Source organism: Paenibacillus sp. FSL H7-0331, assembly GCF_001956045.1.
Genome location: NZ_MRTH01000039.1, coordinates 15,720 through 34,052, shown reverse-complemented (window position 1 = coordinate 34,052; position 18,333 = coordinate 15,720). Strand labels below are relative to the sequence as shown.

Below are 18,333 nucleotides of genomic sequence, written 5' to 3'. Positions count from 1 at the left end.
TCTCACTTTTTTTGTTTTTTTAACATTGGAGCCGAGAAACGGGATCTTTTGAACGGATCGACCAAAAAAGCAGCCAACCACTCTTTAAAACGTAAGGAGGCTATGGGCTCAAGAAACGCCAATCCGAAGCTTTCGAGCCTGCACAGGTAAATCAGAATGACAAACATAGCCATCATGAATCCGTATACGCCGAGGAAAGCGGATACCAAAGTGATGAATATTCTGAGGATACTGACTGTGCCGGACAAGGATTGATTGACCAATGAAAATGTAGCCACTGCCGAAATGGCGATAACGACGAGCAACGTGGGAGAAGCAAGGCCTGCCCGGATGAGGGATTCTCCGATGATCAGGCCACCGACAATGCCGACCGTCTGCCCGACTGCCTTAGGAAGCCTGACGCCGGCTTCCCGAAGCAATTCGAACAAAAAAAGCAGCAACAGGGATTCAAGGATCATAGGAAACGGAACTCCATCGCGTGAAAGGACGACCGTCGATAACAAAGCCAATGGAATCTGATCCAGATTCACGGTCGCAATCGCCATCCAGAATCCCGGCAAATAAATGCTCAGCATCAAGCCGATGAGTCGAAGAGCCCGCTGGAACATAACGTAATAATAAGGAAAATGAACGTCTTCAGGCGTTTTCAGCAGCTCCAGAAAATTGCTCGGTCCGATAAGCACCATAGGAGATCCGTCTACAAGAATGGCGAATCTTCCACGCAACAAAGTTTCAATAACAAAATCGGGCCGACCGATATAATCAATCAAAGGAAACAGCGAGAAAGTCCGATTCGACAGCCACTGTTCGAGCTGCCCGCTGCTCAGCACGCTTTCCGTTTGAATAGTTTCCAATCGTTGGCGCGCCTCGGCAATCATATCCGGATTTGCTTTGTGGCTCAGATAGATCAGGGATACGCGAGTTTTGCTCAAGCTCCCGATGACGAACATTTCGCTAAATAACATTCCCGTTTGCAGACGCTTCCGAATCAGAGCCATATTCGTAAACAATTCTTCCGTGAAAGCATCCTTCGGCCCTTTAATCGAAATTTCCGTACTGGATTCTTGCAATGCACGTTTTGGAACATCGGAAATATCGACCACCCAAAAGTCGGTATTTCCAACGTAATAAAGGATCAATTGGCCGCTGAACAGCCCTGCAACCATTTCTTCGATCGTCTTTTTTATAACGAACAGAGGTAATGTTTCCGTTTGGTCCGAAGCTGTGTCCAGATGGAAAGCTGCATGGCTTGCATACAGGCACACGCTGGCGAAATACTCGTTTAGCTGATTTTTATCAATCATACCTTCGCAGTAGAGAACCGTCAGTTTATCCGACAACTCCTGTTGCGGCACCGGAGGGAAATAGATGTCGGAATATTGAGAGAAGACTTGTATCATTGCATCCTTCTGCAAGGTTCCATTGCGCAGATTATCGTCCAACTCCGCAAAGAGCGTAACTTCCTCGGGTGTTTGATTCATTCAATATCCTCCTTTCCTTTTCGGTATAAAGGAAAATACATATAGAGCCGCCAACATCGTGATTCCAAAAATGAACGATAACGTATAGAAGTAGCGGTGGACCACTTCCTGCATCGTGATGTCGCTGATTTGCATTAGAGAAGGTATAGAAACAAGAGCCGTAAAAAAACCGAGTACGGTTTGGCGAAACTTCGGGAATCGTCCTATAACCAGTTCGGACAGCAAATGCAAAAGAAGGGCTGATCTTGTAACACTGCCGGCCATCAATTGAAATACAGCCAAAAAATCGACGTGGGAGATGTAGTCGCCAATCATAACCAACCGCCATTGTTCGAAGGCGGGAAACCGCATATTACCAGCTTCTGAAGGACCGAAAGCGGACAAGGACCCTAAGGTAGGCCCGGCAATAAGACCTATCAGCAAGGTTAGCAGCACAAACATCGCTCCGTAACTTATAGGTTTGCTTATTTTATGCTGCAGCAGGAGCAGTACCAGCAGCTCTACACTTCCTCCGAACACAATCACCCCTCCGTGCAGATTCGGCCCTATTCCTTCCACAAAGAAGGGATGAATGATGCCATAATCTTTGCTTTTCATGGTAAGTATGGAAATGCTGATTCCCAGCAACCACACGATCGGCAATAACACGGTAGACATATAGACAATCGTTTTGAGTCCAGATCTTGCCGCGCTGTAAGAAACAAGCACAAAACTGAGAACGACTACGGCGTTCGGCGTTCTGGGAAGCAAGTAAATATTTATGTTTCTTGTCGTATCGAAAATGATCAACATCCCTAAGATCAGGAGGTATAAGACCAATACGCCGCAAACGAGCGAACATCCGAATTTTCCGATCCTCTCCTTAAGCCAGTCGTTAAATGTTGTAGCATGCATGGACTTTAATACCAGGTACAAAATCAAACTCCAACCTAACAAAACCACATACCCAAGCAGGATGCTGAACCAGGAGTCACGTCCTGCCGCTTGGATAAGATGAGGAATAATAAACACATGATTCGAGATACCAAGCGACAACAGCAGCATGAATAGGATCTGCCGTCTTGAAAAGGTTGCCTCCATCGCTTACCCCCGGAAACAGGATCACTGTATGCATTGGTATAATATCCAAAAATGGAATTCATATGCATGAAATACTCGTACGATAATTCGACACATGTGTGAATGGCACGATTTTCTATTGTCGACCTCAGCCTGAAGAAATAAAAAAAAGTCAGGATACGTGAGAAAACACGTTCATCTTGACTTTTTTTGTGAATGAATGGATGAATCTCCCTACAAAGGTTTTAATGGGCATCATATGTGCTTTCCATAAAATACCTGATATTCCCTTATCATTGTTAGCCACCGCATCGATCACACCCGCAACTATATTCGGATTTTTTTAATTATAAATAATGTCTGCGACGATTTCCTCATTCAATTGCAAATGAATTTGCTCGCTGATTACTTCAACGTTGTGCTGTGTTAGCATATAACGTGCAATGGCTTCCTTGATAGTGGACGCAATGATAATATAGCTGCGACCTTCGGAATGAACTTCTGCCGAAAAGCCATAGTCCTCATCCCACATCATCTCAACCTCAATCTGTGTCGGCTGAAGCTGTTTCCGTTCGGCCAAATGCATGCAAATGGCATTGATGATTTCTTGCTCAGATAGTCTCATGTTTAAAGGGCCTCGTCCATCCATAAGGATTAATTTTAAATATTTTATAACTTATTTTTATAGTACGACAATACGGCTTCATGGTTTCATTTTATTACTTCTTTTCATACCACGGATTCAAATGCACCAATACTTCCCCAACAGCTTGAACTTCATTTTTGATTGCATTCTTGATCAGAAGGCTGACATCATGACCCTCTTGAATCGTTAATTCATTGGGTACACTAACCCTAATATCCACAATCATGTAGTGACCGTGATCTCTTGCTCGAATGCGATCCACCCTCTTGACCTGAGGAATCGATCGAACAATGTTTTCCAATTGGCCCAATTGCTCCGCGGTTACGTTGGCTTCCATTAAAATGCCAATGGATTCCTTTCCCATTTTAAAAGCTAATCTCATAACAAAATAGGATACAAGGATTCCCGCAACCGGATCTCCATAATGGCCAAATGACATGTTATAATAGCCGCCAATCAAAGCTACGCCAATACCTGCCACAGCGGCAAGAGAAGCATACACATCCGCAAGGTGGTCGTTTGCCGTGGCAATCAAACTTTTGCTATTCATCTCTCTTCCAAGCCGAATGCAGTAGGTATAGAGCCCTTGTTTCCATAGTAATGAAATGAACGCTGCAATTAATGTAATAATACTCGCTTCTGCTATAGGCATGAGTATCGCTTCGATTGATTTATAGACCATAAAAATAGCAGCAAAAGCCAGAATAATGGCAACAAACGCAGAAGAAATGACCTCCGCTTTACCGTGCCCATAGGGATGATCATCATCAGCTGGTTTCTTCGAAACCATCGACGACGTAAGGGCAGCAATGGTTGCTACAACGTCACCCGCATTGTGGATTCCGTCTGCTATGAGCACCTGACTGTTGAATACATATCCGACAACAATCTTTAATGCAGTTAGTATCAAATTACTAATGAGACTGATCCATAAGGCTAGTATTGCAGATGACTTATGCGTTGACATTTCTTCGTAACCCCTTCCCATCTATTTTAGCATGGTATGACCTGCCAAGTGTTCCAACGGTTATCGTTCCCCTCTTTGACATATTCTGATACATCAAGAAGTGCTGCCGACAAACGATAATGAAGGGAATATAAGGAGCGTGTGAAAGGTGAAAAAATAGTGTAAACGATTAGGGAAGTTGGTTATTGAGGCCTTGGCCAAACGGTAGAAAAAAGTCCACAGCAACCCTGTTGTTAGTGGACTTTTTGCGTTATGAGGATGTTAAGCGTTTGTTATTGAGTTGTTAATACAAACGTGGTAGAATAATTTAAACAATGTTTAAAACATTGTTTAAAACTAATTTTATTCATTTAATATTATCACCTACAATAAAGTTGGGAGGTCAAAAATGACAGCATCTGAAAAGCAAAATATGACAAGAGAGAAAATTTTAAATACGACCCTGGAGCTCATAAAAAAGGAAGGGTTTGAGGCCATTACGATTCGAAAAATCGCCAACCATTCTGAAACCAATATCGCTTTGGTCAACTACTATTTCGGGTCCAAAGACAAGCTGATTAGCGAAGCCATTCACTCCTTATTAAGTGGTTTTCAAGTAAGTTTTGCAATATTAGACAACACAACCATGTCTCACAAAGCACGGCTCAAACAGTTTTTAACCGATTACGTCGGAGTAATTAGCCAAAATCGGGAGCTGGTATGCAAAATTATTACCCTAGGAAGCACCCCTTTCGCATCTCAGAATGAATACGGTCAGTTTCTCCGCTTGACGGGTTTTGAGAAGATCTCCAGCACGTTATCGGAAATAACACTGGAAACAAATCCCGACATACTGAAGATGATGATGATGCAAATATTCGGGGCGATATTTCTTCCGGAGCTAATGAAACCCTTGATCTTGTCGGGGACTGGGATGCACATCTCCACCATAGATCAGCAAATTGATCTGCTGTTCGAACGCTATTTTGTCCAAGAATAGTAATAATAAGGAGCGATTACTATGAATATGGTGAGAAAACATTGGCAGGACTTCGGTCTTCTCTTAGGTGTGGGCGTATCCTTATATGTACTGTTGAATTGGGGAATGATATGGGAATTGCGTGGTATTGTAGGGTTCAGCTTTGTTTCCATTTTGATACATCAATTCGAGGAATACCGTTGGCCTGGGACCTTCGGCGGCTTATTTAATATCGCTATATTTAAGAGTGCCCGCCCGGATCATTATCCGCTCAATCCGCATTCAGCTATGATTATTAATCTGCTCATTGCTTACATTTTTTATTTACTGCCTGTCCTTTTTCCCACTGTTATTTGGCTTGGTCTTGCTCCGGTCTTCATGGGTTTCTTTCAAATTGTGTGGCATGGCGTATTTGCTAACCTGAAAATCAGATCCTTCTACAATCCGGGGTTATTCACAGCGATTTTTCTCCATTTACCGGTCGGGATTTGGTATATCACATACATCACTACTCACCATCTTGTATCCTTGTCGGACTGGATCACGGGAACTGTATATTTCGTCATCGCAGTCTATTTATTTATTATTCAAGGGAATATCTGGTTGAAAAACGTACAATCACCCTACAGTTTTACCAAGAAGCAGCTTGGAAATTACAAAGATTTACACTGAAAAAAGGTATTTAGATAAATAAAAACCCGTAAGAAGGTCAATCCATTAAGATGCCTCTTACGGGTTATACAATTTGTGGAAATAATAAATAATGCTCTAATCATTATTTATAATCTGCAGCCTCCTCCATCAACCATTAGAGTTTGACCCGTTATATAATCGGAATCCTGGCTTGCAAAAAACACAACCGCCCGACCGATATCTTCTTCAACATCCCCTACTCTACGAAGTGGGATTTTCGATAAGGTTTCTGCAAATGCATCGGGCATATGTTCAGCCCACTGCTTAACGCCCGGTGAATTAGCAAATGGACAAATAACGTTTACTTTGACTCCATATGGACCAAATTCATTGGCCACAACGCGTGATAGACCTCGGACCGCCTCTTTGGCAGCTGCATAGGCAGCCTGATTCGCTTCTCCAGTAATTCCCGCCCCGGATGCAAAGTTAATGATATGCCCCTTTGCTTCTTTTAAATAAGGTAACGCATATTGCATAAGATAAAACGTTGGAAAAAAACCTGTTTTGAAAGGCAATTCCAAGTCCTCCTGAGTCGTTTCCTGAAAAGGTTTAACTCTTGAGCTCTGAGCATTGTTTACGAGTATATCAATCTGTCCAAAAGTATCTACGGTTTTACTAATAATGTGGGAATGCGTACTGAAATCTGCTAAATCGGCATGGATAAAAATGGAATCAGGTTGTATCAATTGCAGTTCTTCAATTGCTTGTTTGCCGGCTTCATCATTATAATCAACGATTACCACTCTTGCACCTTCTTTTACAAAGGCCTTTGCAATTCCATTCCCGACACCTGAAGCTCCTCCCGTAATGATGGCTACCTTATTTTCTAATTTTGTCATGATACTAATCACCTCAGACCAAGTATAACGGATGGTGATTTACTGAATAAAGCACCAAATAATTGTTAATTAACAATTCAAATAGTATAATACGTGTGCGAAAGAAGAATTTAATTATAGAAGGAGATCCCATTATGGAGCTTCAGCAGCTTAAATACTTTGCGGAAGTAGCCAATCAGCTGCATTTTGGTCGCGCTGCCGAGCACATGCATGCTTCACAGCAAACGGTCAGCCATCAGATCGGGCTGCTGGAGGGCGAGCTTGGTGTTCAATTATTCAAACGAACGACACGCAAGGTTGAATTGACTTTGGCAGGTGAAGCGCTGCTGGAGGAGGTTCTGCTTGTATTCAAGCATTTGCAGCGAGGCGTAGACGAAGCGATACGGGCTGAGAACGGCAAGAGAGGCAAGCTTACCATCGGTTATTTCGGAATTATGCTGTACAGTGTTCTTCCAAGCGCCGTACGTCTGTATCGGGAGCGTTATCCTGAAGTTGAGATCGTGATGCTCGAGTTAGCCGCTCATCAATTGGAGCAAAAGCTGCTGCAGGGCGAAATCGATATCGGCTTTTCCGTCTATTTAGACGATAAGCATAGTGAGTTAAGCATGAAATGGCTTACTTACTCTACAGAATATATCGTCGTAGCGCTGCCCAAAGAGCATCATTTGTCCGGAAATAAGGAAATCTGCTTGTCTGATTTGGCAAACGAGTCTTTTGTCGTTCTGAACCGAAACTATTCGCCAATTTTGTTCGATTACTTTGTGCTCTCTTGCCGTCAAGCAGGCTTTAGTCCAAATATCGTACAGGAGGCAGCCAGTGACCAGGCAGTAATCGGTCTTGTAGCCGCTGGCGTTGGCACCGCCCTCGTGCTTAGCTGCATGAGCAAGCTGTTCGATAATGACATCACATATCTTCCACTGGTGAAACCATTGTTTGAAATCAAACTCGCTATTTGCTGGCTTCGCGGCAACGAGACTGCTCAGGTGGAGAAGTTTGCTGAAATCGTGAAAAGCTTTGCCGTACAGCCCGACTTAAAAAACTAATAAGTATCTAAAATACCCCATGAAATTTTCTTCATGGGGTATAACTGTGACCATTAGCCATGGTTTTTTGATAAAAGAGTCTCTGAAGGTCATCAAATCACTATTCACTCCAACACAATTACTTTTTCCATGATATTATCGTCCATTACAAAACCATTTCCTATATCCGCTACCTGAGTACGTACAGTTTTAAACCCTTTTTTCTCATAAATTGCAATTGTGGCATCATTATAGCGATTTACCGTAAGCCATATTGTATCTAATTTCCGATTTTTGCATAGATTCACCAATAGCTCCATAGCCTGACTTGCATAACCTTTGCCGCGATGGTCTTTATGTATGTAAAACTTGCTCAGAAATAGCTTGCCTTCTTCTTGCTTTATACCCAGATACCCGATGCTGCTGCCATTAACATTCATAAAATAGTATTCATATCCCTGTTTTGTAATTTGCTCAGTGATTGCTTGAACGGATTGAAATTTGTCTAGCATATAGTCGATTTGTTCATTGGATATGACGAGTACAAAATAATCTTTCCAAATTTCAGATGCCAATCGAGCTAAAACCGCGATTTCTTCTTCAGTCTCTACTCTTGTAAAAACGATTTCCATGAAATTTACCACCCTTCTTACATCTGCCCAATAAGATTAGACCATGTCTGTTTATTTTACTCTTTCCAAGACCAAAGTCTAGTACAAAACTAAACCTTAGCCAGTTATGGGTATTGTATATTTAAGTTAAGCTAGGTAATGTAATTAAAGTCGCTTGGTGGCCAGTGAGGAGCATAAGAAATGGAATGGTTGGGCAATCTTTTTGGACAATACGGGTACTTTGTTTTATTTTTTGGATTATTTGCTGAATCCTTGGCCTTACCTTTTCCTGGAGAACTAGCAATGGCTATTTCTGGTCACATGAATAATCTCGGGAGTTTTAGTATCCCGTTAATCATCCTCTGCTCTTATTTGGGGGCCATAGTCGGTACAACTTTTACATATTATTTAGGTTATAAGCTGGGTACCCCCTTCTTTGAAAAGTACGGAAAGTATTTCTTTCTGAATCAGGAACGGTTAACCAAGGTAACCAAATGGTTCGACAAATATGGTGACAAGATCATACTTGTTAGCTACTTTATTCCCGGATTGCGACACTTCACAGGCTATGTATCTGGAATTCTTAGGGTTCGGTTGCGCACTTTTTTCCTCTATAACTATATGGGTGGATTTGTCTGGGTGTTGACTTATGTCATGATCGGGAAAATTTTTGGTCAACAAATAGAACAATGGCTTCACATCATTTCTCAATATTCCGTAATAGCCATTAGTGTAGTGGCAATTGGATTGGTGACAGTCTTTCTCGTCAAACATAATAAAATGGCCATTATGAATTGGATACGAACCAAATCTGTTAAATAAGCTTGGGCTGGAGCTCGAAGCATGGATCAAAGGAAGGAGCTTGAGATGATGGCTAAAAGAGAGAGAATACTCATTCTTACAGGCTCACTGGGGGATGGTCATAATAAAGCGGCACAGGCGATACTTGAAGCAGCGAGGTTTTATAATCCTGAGGCCGAGGTGAAGGTAGTTGATTTTTTGGAGTGGACCCATCCATATCTGCATTCGGTTGGCAAGTATTGCTACATCCAGTGGATGAAAAATCTGCCATCGGTATACGGCTATCTATACAGCAAAACTCGTGATGTGAATACATTTTCAAATTGGTTCAAACGGATGAAATCGTTCAGTACGGACAGAATGGTAGAACTTCTTGACGAGATAAAACCAACAAAGGTCGTCAGCACATTCCCTGGAGCTGCTGCGGCCATGTCGTACCTGAAATCGAACGGTTTGACAGCTGTCCCAACAGTTACAGTCTTGACGGATTATACCGACCACAGCTACTGGATTCATCCAGGTACAGACCTATATTTGGTTGGTGCCGAGCATGTGAAGCAAAAGCTGCTGCGGCACCGCATTCCCGAGCATCGGATTGTGGTGACCGGCATTCCGATCGGGCTGCCGTTTACACTAACGTATGACCGCCTCATGCTTCGCGATAAACACCATCTGGATCGTATGATGCCAACCATACTTGTGATGGGAGGCGGGCATGGTCTGATTGGTAAGCAGCTGATGTCCGTTCTGCAAGACAATGAGCTTACTGCTCCAGTGCAATTTATTTTTGTATGCGGACGCAATGAGAAACTAAAGCAGTGGCTTGAAGACGAACTAATAGGAGCACTAATTCCACACAGCGTAATCATCACTGGTTTTGTGGATCATGTGCATGAGCTTATGGCCTTGTCTGATTTGATCGTAACTAAGCCGGGAGGCCTTACCGTATCAGAGGCGTTAGCGCTAGAACTGCCAATGATGTTATATAAACCGATTCGCGGTCAAGAGCAGGATAATGCGGCATACCTTGTCGGTCTTGGAGCTGCAATGGAAGCCAAGAACGCTGCAGAGTTGAAAAGGCAGCTGCTTCAAGTCATTCATGATCAGTCTCTTCTGTTGAATTTGAAAAGAAATGCACGCCTAAGCCATTTGAAAGAAGGCGCTCTTCATACGCTCACTGCGATACTGGAGACGAAGAGTCCTTACAAGATGGCAAGGGAAAAGGTTCAGCGAACGTATGCCATTAATATTTGATAAGTATAAAAGAGAATACCATCGAAACTGGCATCGCCCGCTGAATGGATGTAATGGAATAGCAAGTTTATTGGTACCCATTATATTGCGGGATATGCGAGAGCGTCCGTCATGTAACCGTGCAAGTTTGGAGGTTACGAGGCCGCAGCGTAAGCTGCAAATGAAGCTTCCAAGAAGGTTGACTAACAGCTATATGGACCCTTACTCGAAAAATTGGTACATAGACATATCCTTTTCCATAGATTGAGTCAGATGGAAAGCTTCTTACACGTTCTTTTTATTTTTTGAATTATCCCATAAAATAGTCGAATGGCAAACATCAGCGCAACACTTCCATCTGGATAATCGTTTGGTCCAATATATGCCTAGCACCCTGCATCCAAAAATGCTCTAGCTGTCTCTAGCTCTCCTAGCGTACATCCGTTTGCAATAACTTCCCCATGAAATACCCTTGCGAGGCATGCCGACCATTACTGCAATCATACCCCAGTCCTAGTGGAGCAGAACCGTACTGTTCGGCATACTTGCATTCCAACACATAGGCATAATCTGCTACTCTTACATAGGTTTTCAACCCCCTAATGATTAGCGCCTACTGAAGTATATAGAGAGGACCCAACTAGTCATTGAAAGAAGCTAACGCATAATTCAATTCCACGTCCTGCCCTTCGATAACTTTCATCTTAAACGTTTGCTCGTTCATGGGAACCGTAATGTCAGGAGTCACTCCTCCTTGTCCGCGTTCATCGCTATCGCCTTGAATCTTTTTGTCTTTATTAAGTGACCTGCCATCTGGGAACCGCACGACATATCCTCCCGGCATTTTAATTTCTATAGGGGCGGACACGACGCCGAACGAACCATTCGTAGACATAAAGCCGATAATCTTAACATTGGGCATTCCTTTTAATAATAAAGGTAAGCCTTCCCCCGAGCTCGCGGTGTTATGATTAATAAGGACGGCTATTTCCCCTGGAAAGTAAATCTGCGAAGGTTGAACGGTTCTGGTTTCGGAACGGTTGATTTCGAATCGACCCGTATTCCGATTGTAGTAACTGACGTATTCAAAGATCTTTTTCTCGTTCACGAAATGTCCTGCCATTTGGGCAACAAGGTCATCATCTCCGCCCGGATTATCCCGTAGATCGATGATTATTCCCTTTACGCGTTTCTCCTGAAACTCTTTTAATTTATCTTCCAGCGCTTTCGCGGGATCGGATTGTGTTGTTCCAGGAAGGAAATATTTGAATTTCAAGTACCCATATTCATTCCTAAGAATCTCCCCTTCCACTGGAGGATCTTCTTTCTTCAGTTTTAACTTCGTTTTCTTCAAGGTCTCGTACTGATCGTCATAGGCTGTAAGCGTCTCAGTCATGATCGCTTGGTCGTCTCGATTCCGAAATTTGACTTGGATTTCTTTGCCGATCGGAGCTCTTGCCAAGAACCGTCCTTGATTTTGAATCCGATCTCCTTCGGTTGCCGACGGGTTCTCGCTCCAGGACGTTTGGTCCAAGGCTTTCTGAACGTCTTTCCCATCCCACGAAATGATTTCGGCTCCGAGCTTGATTCCGCATTTGTCGGCCGGGCTTCCCGCTAACAGCAAGCTAACCAACACCTTGCCATTATCCAATCGAATCGCACTAATTCCGACTCCGCCGCCGACTTCATTCTTAAATACGTTATTATCGTCGTACAGATGTTCGTTCGCGATTTTGATATGACCGTCACGGAAAGAAAAGAGGTAATCCCTTAAAGTTTTATAGTAGAGGTTCGGATCTTGGTTGATTTCCGCTTGGAGGAATAAAAGCTCGAATTTATTCCTCTTTGCTTCCCAATCGATTTTTTTCCAGTCTCCGAAAGGATATTCGGCGGACAACCTTTCGTTCATCGCGATGAAAGCTTTGGAATAGCTCTTATGGCTTAAATCGCTCACTGGATTGTATCGAACTTCACCCGCAATGGTTAATGCCAGTAACGTAGGCAGGGAGCCGAGGACGCAAACGAAAACCATAACGATCCGAAATTTCGGGGACATCGGCTTAATGGCCGGTTTAAAGATTCCTCTAACGGTGCATAAGAAAAGTATGGCCGTTGAGGAGTAAATCAGCAGAGCAAGCATTGAGGCATCGCCATTGATAAGGCTTATACTCGCAATGATTACACCCAAGCTCGGAATAAAATAAAACCACCGGTTATTTTTGAGAATGGGCATAGCATACTGCAGTAAGACGAACAAGTATAGCGCGCATAAAATCATTTCCCAGGCAGTCAACCATTTCAATGAATCGATAATATCTTGAATAAGGCTCATCGTTCATATTCCTCCAATCGGTTCAATGTGTTTCGTAATGAGCTTATTGGAGTAATATGAACGGAGCGTGAACTCACTTTTTAAAGGACAGAAACGGAAGGAGGAACAGCGGGGAGCGTCACTGTGAACGTTGTGCCCAGACCGACCGTACTCTTCACCTCTATGCTTCCAAGATGGAGAGTAACGATTTTTTGAGAGATGGCAAGACCAAGACCATTACCGCTCTGGTCTTCAGCCCGCGACTTGTCCGCTTTGTAGAAGCGCTCGAAAATACGGCTTAAGTCCTCCTGCGCAATACCGATCCCAGAATCGCTTATCGCAACGGCAATCTCATGAGGATGGGGTCGGCTGATCGCGATGAAGACTTGTCCGGCGCAAGGCGTGAACTTTATGGCATTCCCGAGCAAATTCATCCAAACTTGATTGAGTTGATCCTGGTCGGCCGTTATTCTAACGCCAGCACTTGAAGGGGATTCTATATCGACGCGAATGCTTTTTGCCGACCACTGGGGCTCGCACGCGACGATAACTCGCCGAATTTGCTCATCTAAGTTAAATGACTCCGTCTCGAACGGATGATGATCCGATTCGAGGGAAGCGAGCTTCAGCAGATTATTGCTGAGTCTGGACAACCTGTCGCTCTCGATAACGATAATATCCAAGCATTGGACGCGATCATCCTCTGCAATAACAAGATTGCCGTCCTTCAACGCCTTCGCGAATCCGGAGATGGAAGTTAACGGCGATTGGATTTCATGAGACACGTTCGATACGAAATCCTGTCGCATCCGCTCCATTTGCTTGATTTCCCGAGCCATGTCGTTAATGCTCCGCGAGAGAGTTCCCAGTTCGTCTCCCCGATTGATTTTCAACTCAACCTCGAAGTCGCCTTTGGCCAGCCGCTTAGTCGCATGCGTCATCGCTTGAAGGGGTTTCACCAGGTATCTGCCAGCAACGAGAATACACAAGCTTCCGATCGCGAGCATGAGGAACAGAATGGTGAACAATAAACGGATGATCGTGATTTCGTTCTTGGAAGAGCTCTGCAAAAATAAGGCATAACGTTTTCCTTCGGATGAAAACGGAAGGCCGATGAACGTTCCGTTATCTTTCCCTTGCGAACGGTACAACTCTCCGCGCAGCACCTTGTGAACGGATTCCGGGTTAATCCTTTCGGCCTTCTTGCCATTGGACGGTACATAGGAGTTCATCCCGCCATTGCCGTCGTAAAGCTGCAAGGTATAGGAAACCAATTCGGCCATATTATCCATGAAAGCATCCAAATCCGGAGAATTCGTTTGTTCGTACACGCGTATGATACGATCGCCGGCCGCTATCATATCGTTTTTCCCCGTAGCGTTTAGATCATTCTGGAATAGAGCAAGGGCGAGGAGAAGGGATGAGATCAAGCTGATGACGATGACGGCCAGAAAAGTCAGCACGACGCGAACGTATAACGTTCTCATTCCGGATTAACCGCCAGACGATAGCCGATGCTTCGTGCCGTTTCAATGCGAAAATGGCGGACGTCCTCGGCAAAGCGTTCCCGTAGTCGCTTGATATGAACGTCGACGGTCCGGTCGTCTCCTTCGTAATCCATGCCCCAAATCTGGGTGATCAGCTGCTCTCTCGTAAAAATCTGCCCCGGGTGGCCGGCAAGCACGAACAACAGTTCAAATTCTTTCAGAGGCAAAGCCAATTCCTCGTCTCCTCGCATGACCTTATACGTTTTCCGGTTCAGTACGATTTCACCCAACGGGATGACCTGGGACGAGGCAATACGGTATCGCTTCAGTAACGCTTTAACCCTCATCACAAGCTCAACCGGATCGAAAGGCTTCGTCATATAATCATCGGTCCCGAGTTGGAAGCCTTTTATCTTTTGACCCGATTCGTCCTTGGCCGTTACCATCAGGAGCGGAATGTCGGGATCGCTTTTCCGAATCTCTTTACACAAATCCCATCCGTCCATATGCGGCATCATAATGTCGAGGATAACCAGACTGATTCCCGAACCTTTGACAATGGCATGCGCATCGATCCCGTTGTCCGCCTCCGTCAGATCGAACCCTTCATTCTTCAAGTACAGGCGCATCAGGGCGCGGATGTGCGGATCGTCGTCCACGATAAGAATTTTGACCATATAAACAATCCTCCAATGAGAACTTATAGCATAACTTATCATAAAAAAGCGAAATTTTATTAGCGTATCTCGGCGTGCGTGGAATGGATTCTAAAGTATTTCAGAAGTCTCCTGATCTACGGATCATCCATATCCCAGGCGCTGCCCCTTTTTAAATAATGAATGAGCCGCGTCTTCTTTAGTATTGTCTTATTGCCGAGTTACCGAAGTAAATTTTCATGGTAGCGTAATTTCTTCCTTCTCAATATCCGCCCTGCATAATATACAACTATTCCAAGTAGCATTATTGCGAGGATTTCTATCATTCTCCACAGTAGGTTTGATTTATATCCAAATGTAACTTTATTTTGTAGATGATCCACTGACTCGTATGCCTCGACAATATTTGGAACATATTTCATTGTGAGATACATCCCTTGAATAATCTGAAAAGCATAATATACAAATACAAATAGTATTCCTACTATGAGAGCTCGAAAAAATGATTTTTTCATCGATACCTCCCCATTTTACAAAGCGTCAATTTACCATATTATAACATAGTATAAGCATAACTACCCGTCCCTCAAAGAGCTGGATTGGGCCCATCGCGGTGCTTTTCGATGAACGCCTGAAGTGCCTGGCGGTATTCCGAAATGAATTTCGGATTGGTAGGGCTTGTTGCAAGCTAGGCTTCGGTTTTATTAACCGGTTTTAGGTCCTTGTTGAATAGCCATTTTTGCCCAAACACCGATGTGTCGCTCATGATGAGGATATTACGTCTTTGGCGATGAATTCGATAATGAACTCAATGTTTTTAGGAAAATCTGCCGGGACACCCACTTGAATCGGATCGATGGCGTTTCCATCTCGGTCCGATAAGTATTGGTTGAATTCAAGCCGCTGCATCGGCACAATTTTCTTATACACACCGGCCGAGTATGACTCCGTGCCGCCATGTGTTTCGGCAGCACGCATGCCAAATACATATTTGCCGCCTTCGCGAAAATCAATTACACATCGAGGTGAGGTATAGTGTGCAGGCCCCCACCATTTCATGACTAGCGTCGGGTCTGTCCACGCCTTCCAAACTAACTCCACCGGATAGTCATACTCCCGCGTTATGACAATGTCTTGCATGTTGGGACTTTTACTCATTTGACATTCTCCTATTCTGTTTGGTTTTTTTTCGATTTTTCCATTTCTGCTTTTAAAACAACATCCAGCGTATCTAGACGACTGCTCCAGCGCAGCCTCATTCGACAAGACCACTCTTCAAATTCAACCATAGCTTCAGTGTTTATACGATATATGCGTTGCTGCGCTTTCTTCTCCATGTGAACCAAATTGGCTTCACGAAGAATTTTTAGATGCTGGGAAATTGCCTGTGGGCTGACTTGGAATTGATTGTGAATTTCCGATGCCGGGAACCCATCATGGTCTGCCAATATCTCCAAGATCCTTCGCCGCGTTGGATCAGCCAGTGCTGAGAATATATCTATCGCCATATATCGGTCCGCCCCTCCTTTCCCTACAAGATTTGTACTGTAACGGTCTTACCTTGGTGTATATATTTGATTGTAAATTTATAATACATGATGTCCTTTATAAAGTAAATACTTAATTAATGATTTGATTGATAAAGGAACGAACGAAAAAAACCGGAACCATCGCTCGCGCCAGGTCCGGTTTCAATATGAACTATTTCAAGGGTGCATCAAAACCTATTTCGTTACACACTTGTTACACAAAGCTGCTAAAAAGTGGTTGACAATCATGATGGGGCTCCTGCCCTACAAGCTTTTTACCAAACCGCCATCGATCAGCAGGGTACTGCCGGTCATATAGGATGCCGCCTCTGATGCAAGGAAAGCAACCACTTTACCGAATTCCTCCGGGTCGCCATAACGTCCAAGGGGTATCGCTTTGCGGGATTCCATCTCTACCTGCTCTACAGAAATGCCTGCCTGCTTCGCCTTGATTTCATCTAAGGTTCTTACCCGTTCAGTCGCAATTCGTCCAGGAGCCACGGTATGCACCAATATGTTATAAGCCGCCAGTTCCATGGCTAACGTCTTGGACAGCCCGACGACACCGAGACGGAACGTATTGGACATTAACAGCCCCGGAATCGGTTGCTTGATCGAGGAGGAGGTCAAATTAATAATTTTACCACTGGTTTGCTTTTTCATATACGGCAACACCTCACGAATCAGACGAACATAGCTCAGCAGACTGAGTTCAAATGCCCGCACCCAATCTTCATCCGTAAATTGCTCAAACTTGCCTACAGGCGGGCCTCCCGCATTATTGATTAAAATATCGATCGTTCCGAATACGTCCACCGTTTGCTTCACGGCCATAGACAGCAGCTGCGGGTTCGTCACATCACATACCACATACTCCACCTTCCCCGTCGAGTGTAAAAGCAATTCGGCCCGGGTACGCTGCAAATCCTCCTCGTTACGCCCGGTGAGCATGACATGAGCACCTTCTTTCGCCAGCTCTAGAGCACATGCTTTACCCAGTCCTTTACTCGAGGCAGCTACCAATGCTGTTTTTCCAGATAACCCCAAATCCATGCTAATCCTCCACTTCCAGTCATGTTTCACCCTACTGTTTGGTTGACCCTATCGATATGGCATTTATGTAGATTATGACAGCCCCAGAAAGGCAATCATATCCTGCAGCTCCTGCATCGTTCGCTTGTCTACGGGTGTCCCGGGAAAACGAACATGTGAAGATGCTATGGTATGGCGCAATTTGAACGTTTCTTTACGGATCGTCACCCCGCCAATACCGAGCTGTGCTTCAAAACGGATCAATGGCAGGAATCGGTAGAAATACGCACGCGCCTCATCTTGGTTACCGGCTGTAAACAGATCGTACGTTTTTACCAAAATTTCCGGGTATGCGAAACCGGTCATGATGCCCACAGCGCCACGATCCAGCTCTTCGTACAGATACATCCCTCCAAGTCCGCCGAAAATACGCAAATCGGTAAGCTCAAGAATACTGGAGATTTTGATTGTGGTTGGTGCTTCTTCAAGCTTTACATACTGAATCAGAGGTACCTTCTCCACAAGCCTGGCTATAAAGGCGGGGCTTAGCCGTACCCCGGTGGTCACCGGCTCATCCTGTAATACGATCGGAATCGAGATATGGTCAGCAATCATCGCAAAATACCTGATCAGCATATCTTCGTTTCGGAGGTTAACGGGAGGCGCAATCATCACAGCTGCCGCTCCGGCTTGCTCCGCCTTTAGGGCCCATTCAGCAGCCAAATTGCTGCCAGGAGCCGAACAACCGACAACGACAGGTACTCTCGCTTTAGTCTGGTGAAGAACAATGTCTATCACCTGCATTCTTTCGACTTCAGACAGCTTATGCGCTTCTCCCATGATCCCGAGTATGGTCATACCGTGAACACCACAGTCGATATAAAAATCTGTCAGTTTCCGCAGGCTTTCTTCATCCAGACTCCCGTCTTCATGAAAAGGAGTTACTGTAATGACACAAAGTCCTTTTAATTCACTCATCTGTAGACCTCCCAATGCTGATGCTTACAT

18 protein-coding genes and 1 pseudogene are annotated in these 18,333 nt (G+C 44.3%); 5 read left to right on the top strand and 14 right to left on the bottom strand.

Going from position 1 to position 18,333, the window contains the following annotated elements; all coding sequences use genetic code 11:
- Window positions 1–2: 2 nt before the first annotated feature.
- From BK127_RS34165 to BK127_RS34150, 4 genes are all read right to left on the bottom strand, one after another.
- Entirely contained in the window at window positions 3–1,481 is a 1,479-nt protein-coding gene (locus tag BK127_RS34165; protein ID WP_076236690.1) for a spore germination protein, read from the bottom strand.
- Window positions 1,482–2,561 carry an endospore germination permease gene (locus tag BK127_RS34160; protein ID WP_076236689.1) on the bottom strand — a complete coding sequence of 360 codons (1,080 nt, stop codon included), beginning with the start codon at window positions 2,559–2,561 and terminating at the stop codon, window positions 1,482–1,484.
- Between the two features lie 322 nt (window positions 2,562–2,883).
- Window positions 2,884–3,165, bottom strand: a complete 282-nt coding sequence (locus BK127_RS34155) for a DUF2653 family protein (protein WP_076236687.1) — start codon at window positions 3,163–3,165, stop codon at window positions 2,884–2,886.
- A gap of 94 nt (window positions 3,166–3,259) precedes the next feature.
- Window positions 3,260–4,153 carry a cation diffusion facilitator family transporter gene (locus BK127_RS34150; RefSeq protein ID WP_076236685.1) on the bottom strand — a complete coding sequence of 298 codons (894 nt, stop codon included), beginning with the start codon at window positions 4,151–4,153 and terminating at the stop codon, window positions 3,260–3,262.
- A 388-nt stretch (window positions 4,154–4,541) separates the two neighbouring features.
- Between BK127_RS34150 and BK127_RS34145 the strand changes: the two genes are divergently transcribed.
- Window positions 4,542–5,132 (top strand): TetR/AcrR family transcriptional regulator, encoded by a 591-nt coding sequence (locus BK127_RS34145; RefSeq protein WP_076236683.1) that lies wholly within the window; start codon window positions 4,542–4,544, stop codon window positions 5,130–5,132.
- Between the two features lie 21 nt (window positions 5,133–5,153).
- Window positions 5,154–5,783, top strand: coding sequence for an HXXEE domain-containing protein (locus BK127_RS34140; protein ID WP_076236681.1), 630 nt, complete (start codon window positions 5,154–5,156; stop codon window positions 5,781–5,783).
- Between the two features lie 107 nt (window positions 5,784–5,890).
- Here the strand turns inward: BK127_RS34140 and BK127_RS34135 are convergent, their stop codons facing one another.
- The gene (locus tag BK127_RS34135; protein WP_076236679.1) at window positions 5,891–6,643 is read right to left on the bottom strand and encodes an SDR family NAD(P)-dependent oxidoreductase; all 753 of its coding nucleotides are present in this window, start codon (window positions 6,641–6,643) and stop codon (window positions 5,891–5,893) included.
- Window positions 6,644–6,777: 134 nt separating this feature from the next.
- Between BK127_RS34135 and BK127_RS34130 the strand changes: the two genes are divergently transcribed.
- Entirely contained in the window at window positions 6,778–7,686 is a 909-nt protein-coding gene (locus BK127_RS34130; RefSeq protein WP_076236678.1) for a LysR family transcriptional regulator, read from the top strand.
- 104 nt (window positions 7,687–7,790) lie between these two features.
- On the opposite strand, the gene BK127_RS34125 is transcribed toward BK127_RS34130, so the two are convergent.
- Entirely contained in the window at window positions 7,791–8,297 is a 507-nt protein-coding gene (locus BK127_RS34125) for a GNAT family N-acetyltransferase (protein WP_076236676.1), read from the bottom strand.
- A gap of 180 nt (window positions 8,298–8,477) precedes the next feature.
- On the opposite strand from BK127_RS34125, the gene BK127_RS34120 reads away from it, so the two are divergent.
- Window positions 8,478–9,098 carry a DedA family protein gene (locus tag BK127_RS34120; protein WP_076236674.1) on the top strand — a complete coding sequence of 207 codons (621 nt, stop codon included), beginning with the start codon at window positions 8,478–8,480 and terminating at the stop codon, window positions 9,096–9,098.
- 21 nt (window positions 9,099–9,119) lie between these two features.
- Window positions 9,120–10,331, top strand: coding sequence for an MGDG synthase family glycosyltransferase (locus BK127_RS34115; RefSeq protein ID WP_256711576.1), 1,212 nt, complete (start codon window positions 9,120–9,122; stop codon window positions 10,329–10,331).
- Window positions 10,332–10,950: 619 nt separating this feature from the next.
- Here the strand turns inward: BK127_RS34115 and BK127_RS34110 are convergent.
- The 8 genes and pseudogenes from BK127_RS34110 to BK127_RS34075 form a co-directional block, all read right to left on the bottom strand.
- Entirely contained in the window at window positions 10,951–12,642 is a 1,692-nt protein-coding gene (locus BK127_RS34110) for a S41 family peptidase (protein ID WP_076236672.1), read from the bottom strand.
- A gap of 80 nt (window positions 12,643–12,722) precedes the next feature.
- Entirely contained in the window at window positions 12,723–14,108 is a 1,386-nt protein-coding gene (locus BK127_RS34105; protein ID WP_076236670.1) for a sensor histidine kinase, read from the bottom strand.
- Window positions 14,105–14,785, bottom strand: a complete 681-nt coding sequence (locus BK127_RS34100) for a response regulator transcription factor (protein ID WP_076236662.1) — start codon at window positions 14,783–14,785, stop codon at window positions 14,105–14,107. Before BK127_RS34100 ends, BK127_RS34105 begins: the two co-directional genes overlap by 4 nt.
- A 200-nt stretch (window positions 14,786–14,985) precedes the next feature.
- Window positions 14,986–15,213 (bottom strand): annotated as a pseudogene (locus tag BK127_RS34095) (hypothetical protein); the annotation flags it as partial.
- A 313-nt stretch (window positions 15,214–15,526) separates the two neighbouring features.
- Window positions 15,527–15,922: an SRPBCC family protein gene (locus BK127_RS34090; RefSeq protein ID WP_076236659.1), complete on the bottom strand. Its 396-nt coding sequence runs from the start codon at window positions 15,920–15,922 to the stop codon at window positions 15,527–15,529.
- Between the two features lie 11 nt (window positions 15,923–15,933).
- The gene (locus BK127_RS34085; RefSeq protein ID WP_083689813.1) at window positions 15,934–16,272 is read right to left on the bottom strand and encodes an ArsR/SmtB family transcription factor; all 339 of its coding nucleotides are present in this window, start codon (window positions 16,270–16,272) and stop codon (window positions 15,934–15,936) included.
- Between the two features lie 285 nt (window positions 16,273–16,557).
- Window positions 16,558–17,346 carry an SDR family oxidoreductase gene (locus tag BK127_RS34080; protein WP_076236657.1) on the bottom strand — a complete coding sequence of 263 codons (789 nt, stop codon included), beginning with the start codon at window positions 17,344–17,346 and terminating at the stop codon, window positions 16,558–16,560.
- A gap of 72 nt (window positions 17,347–17,418) precedes the next feature.
- Window positions 17,419–18,303 (bottom strand): dihydrodipicolinate synthase family protein, encoded by an 885-nt coding sequence (locus BK127_RS34075; RefSeq protein ID WP_076236655.1) that lies wholly within the window; start codon window positions 18,301–18,303, stop codon window positions 17,419–17,421.
- Between the last annotated feature and the right edge of the window lie 30 nt (window positions 18,304–18,333).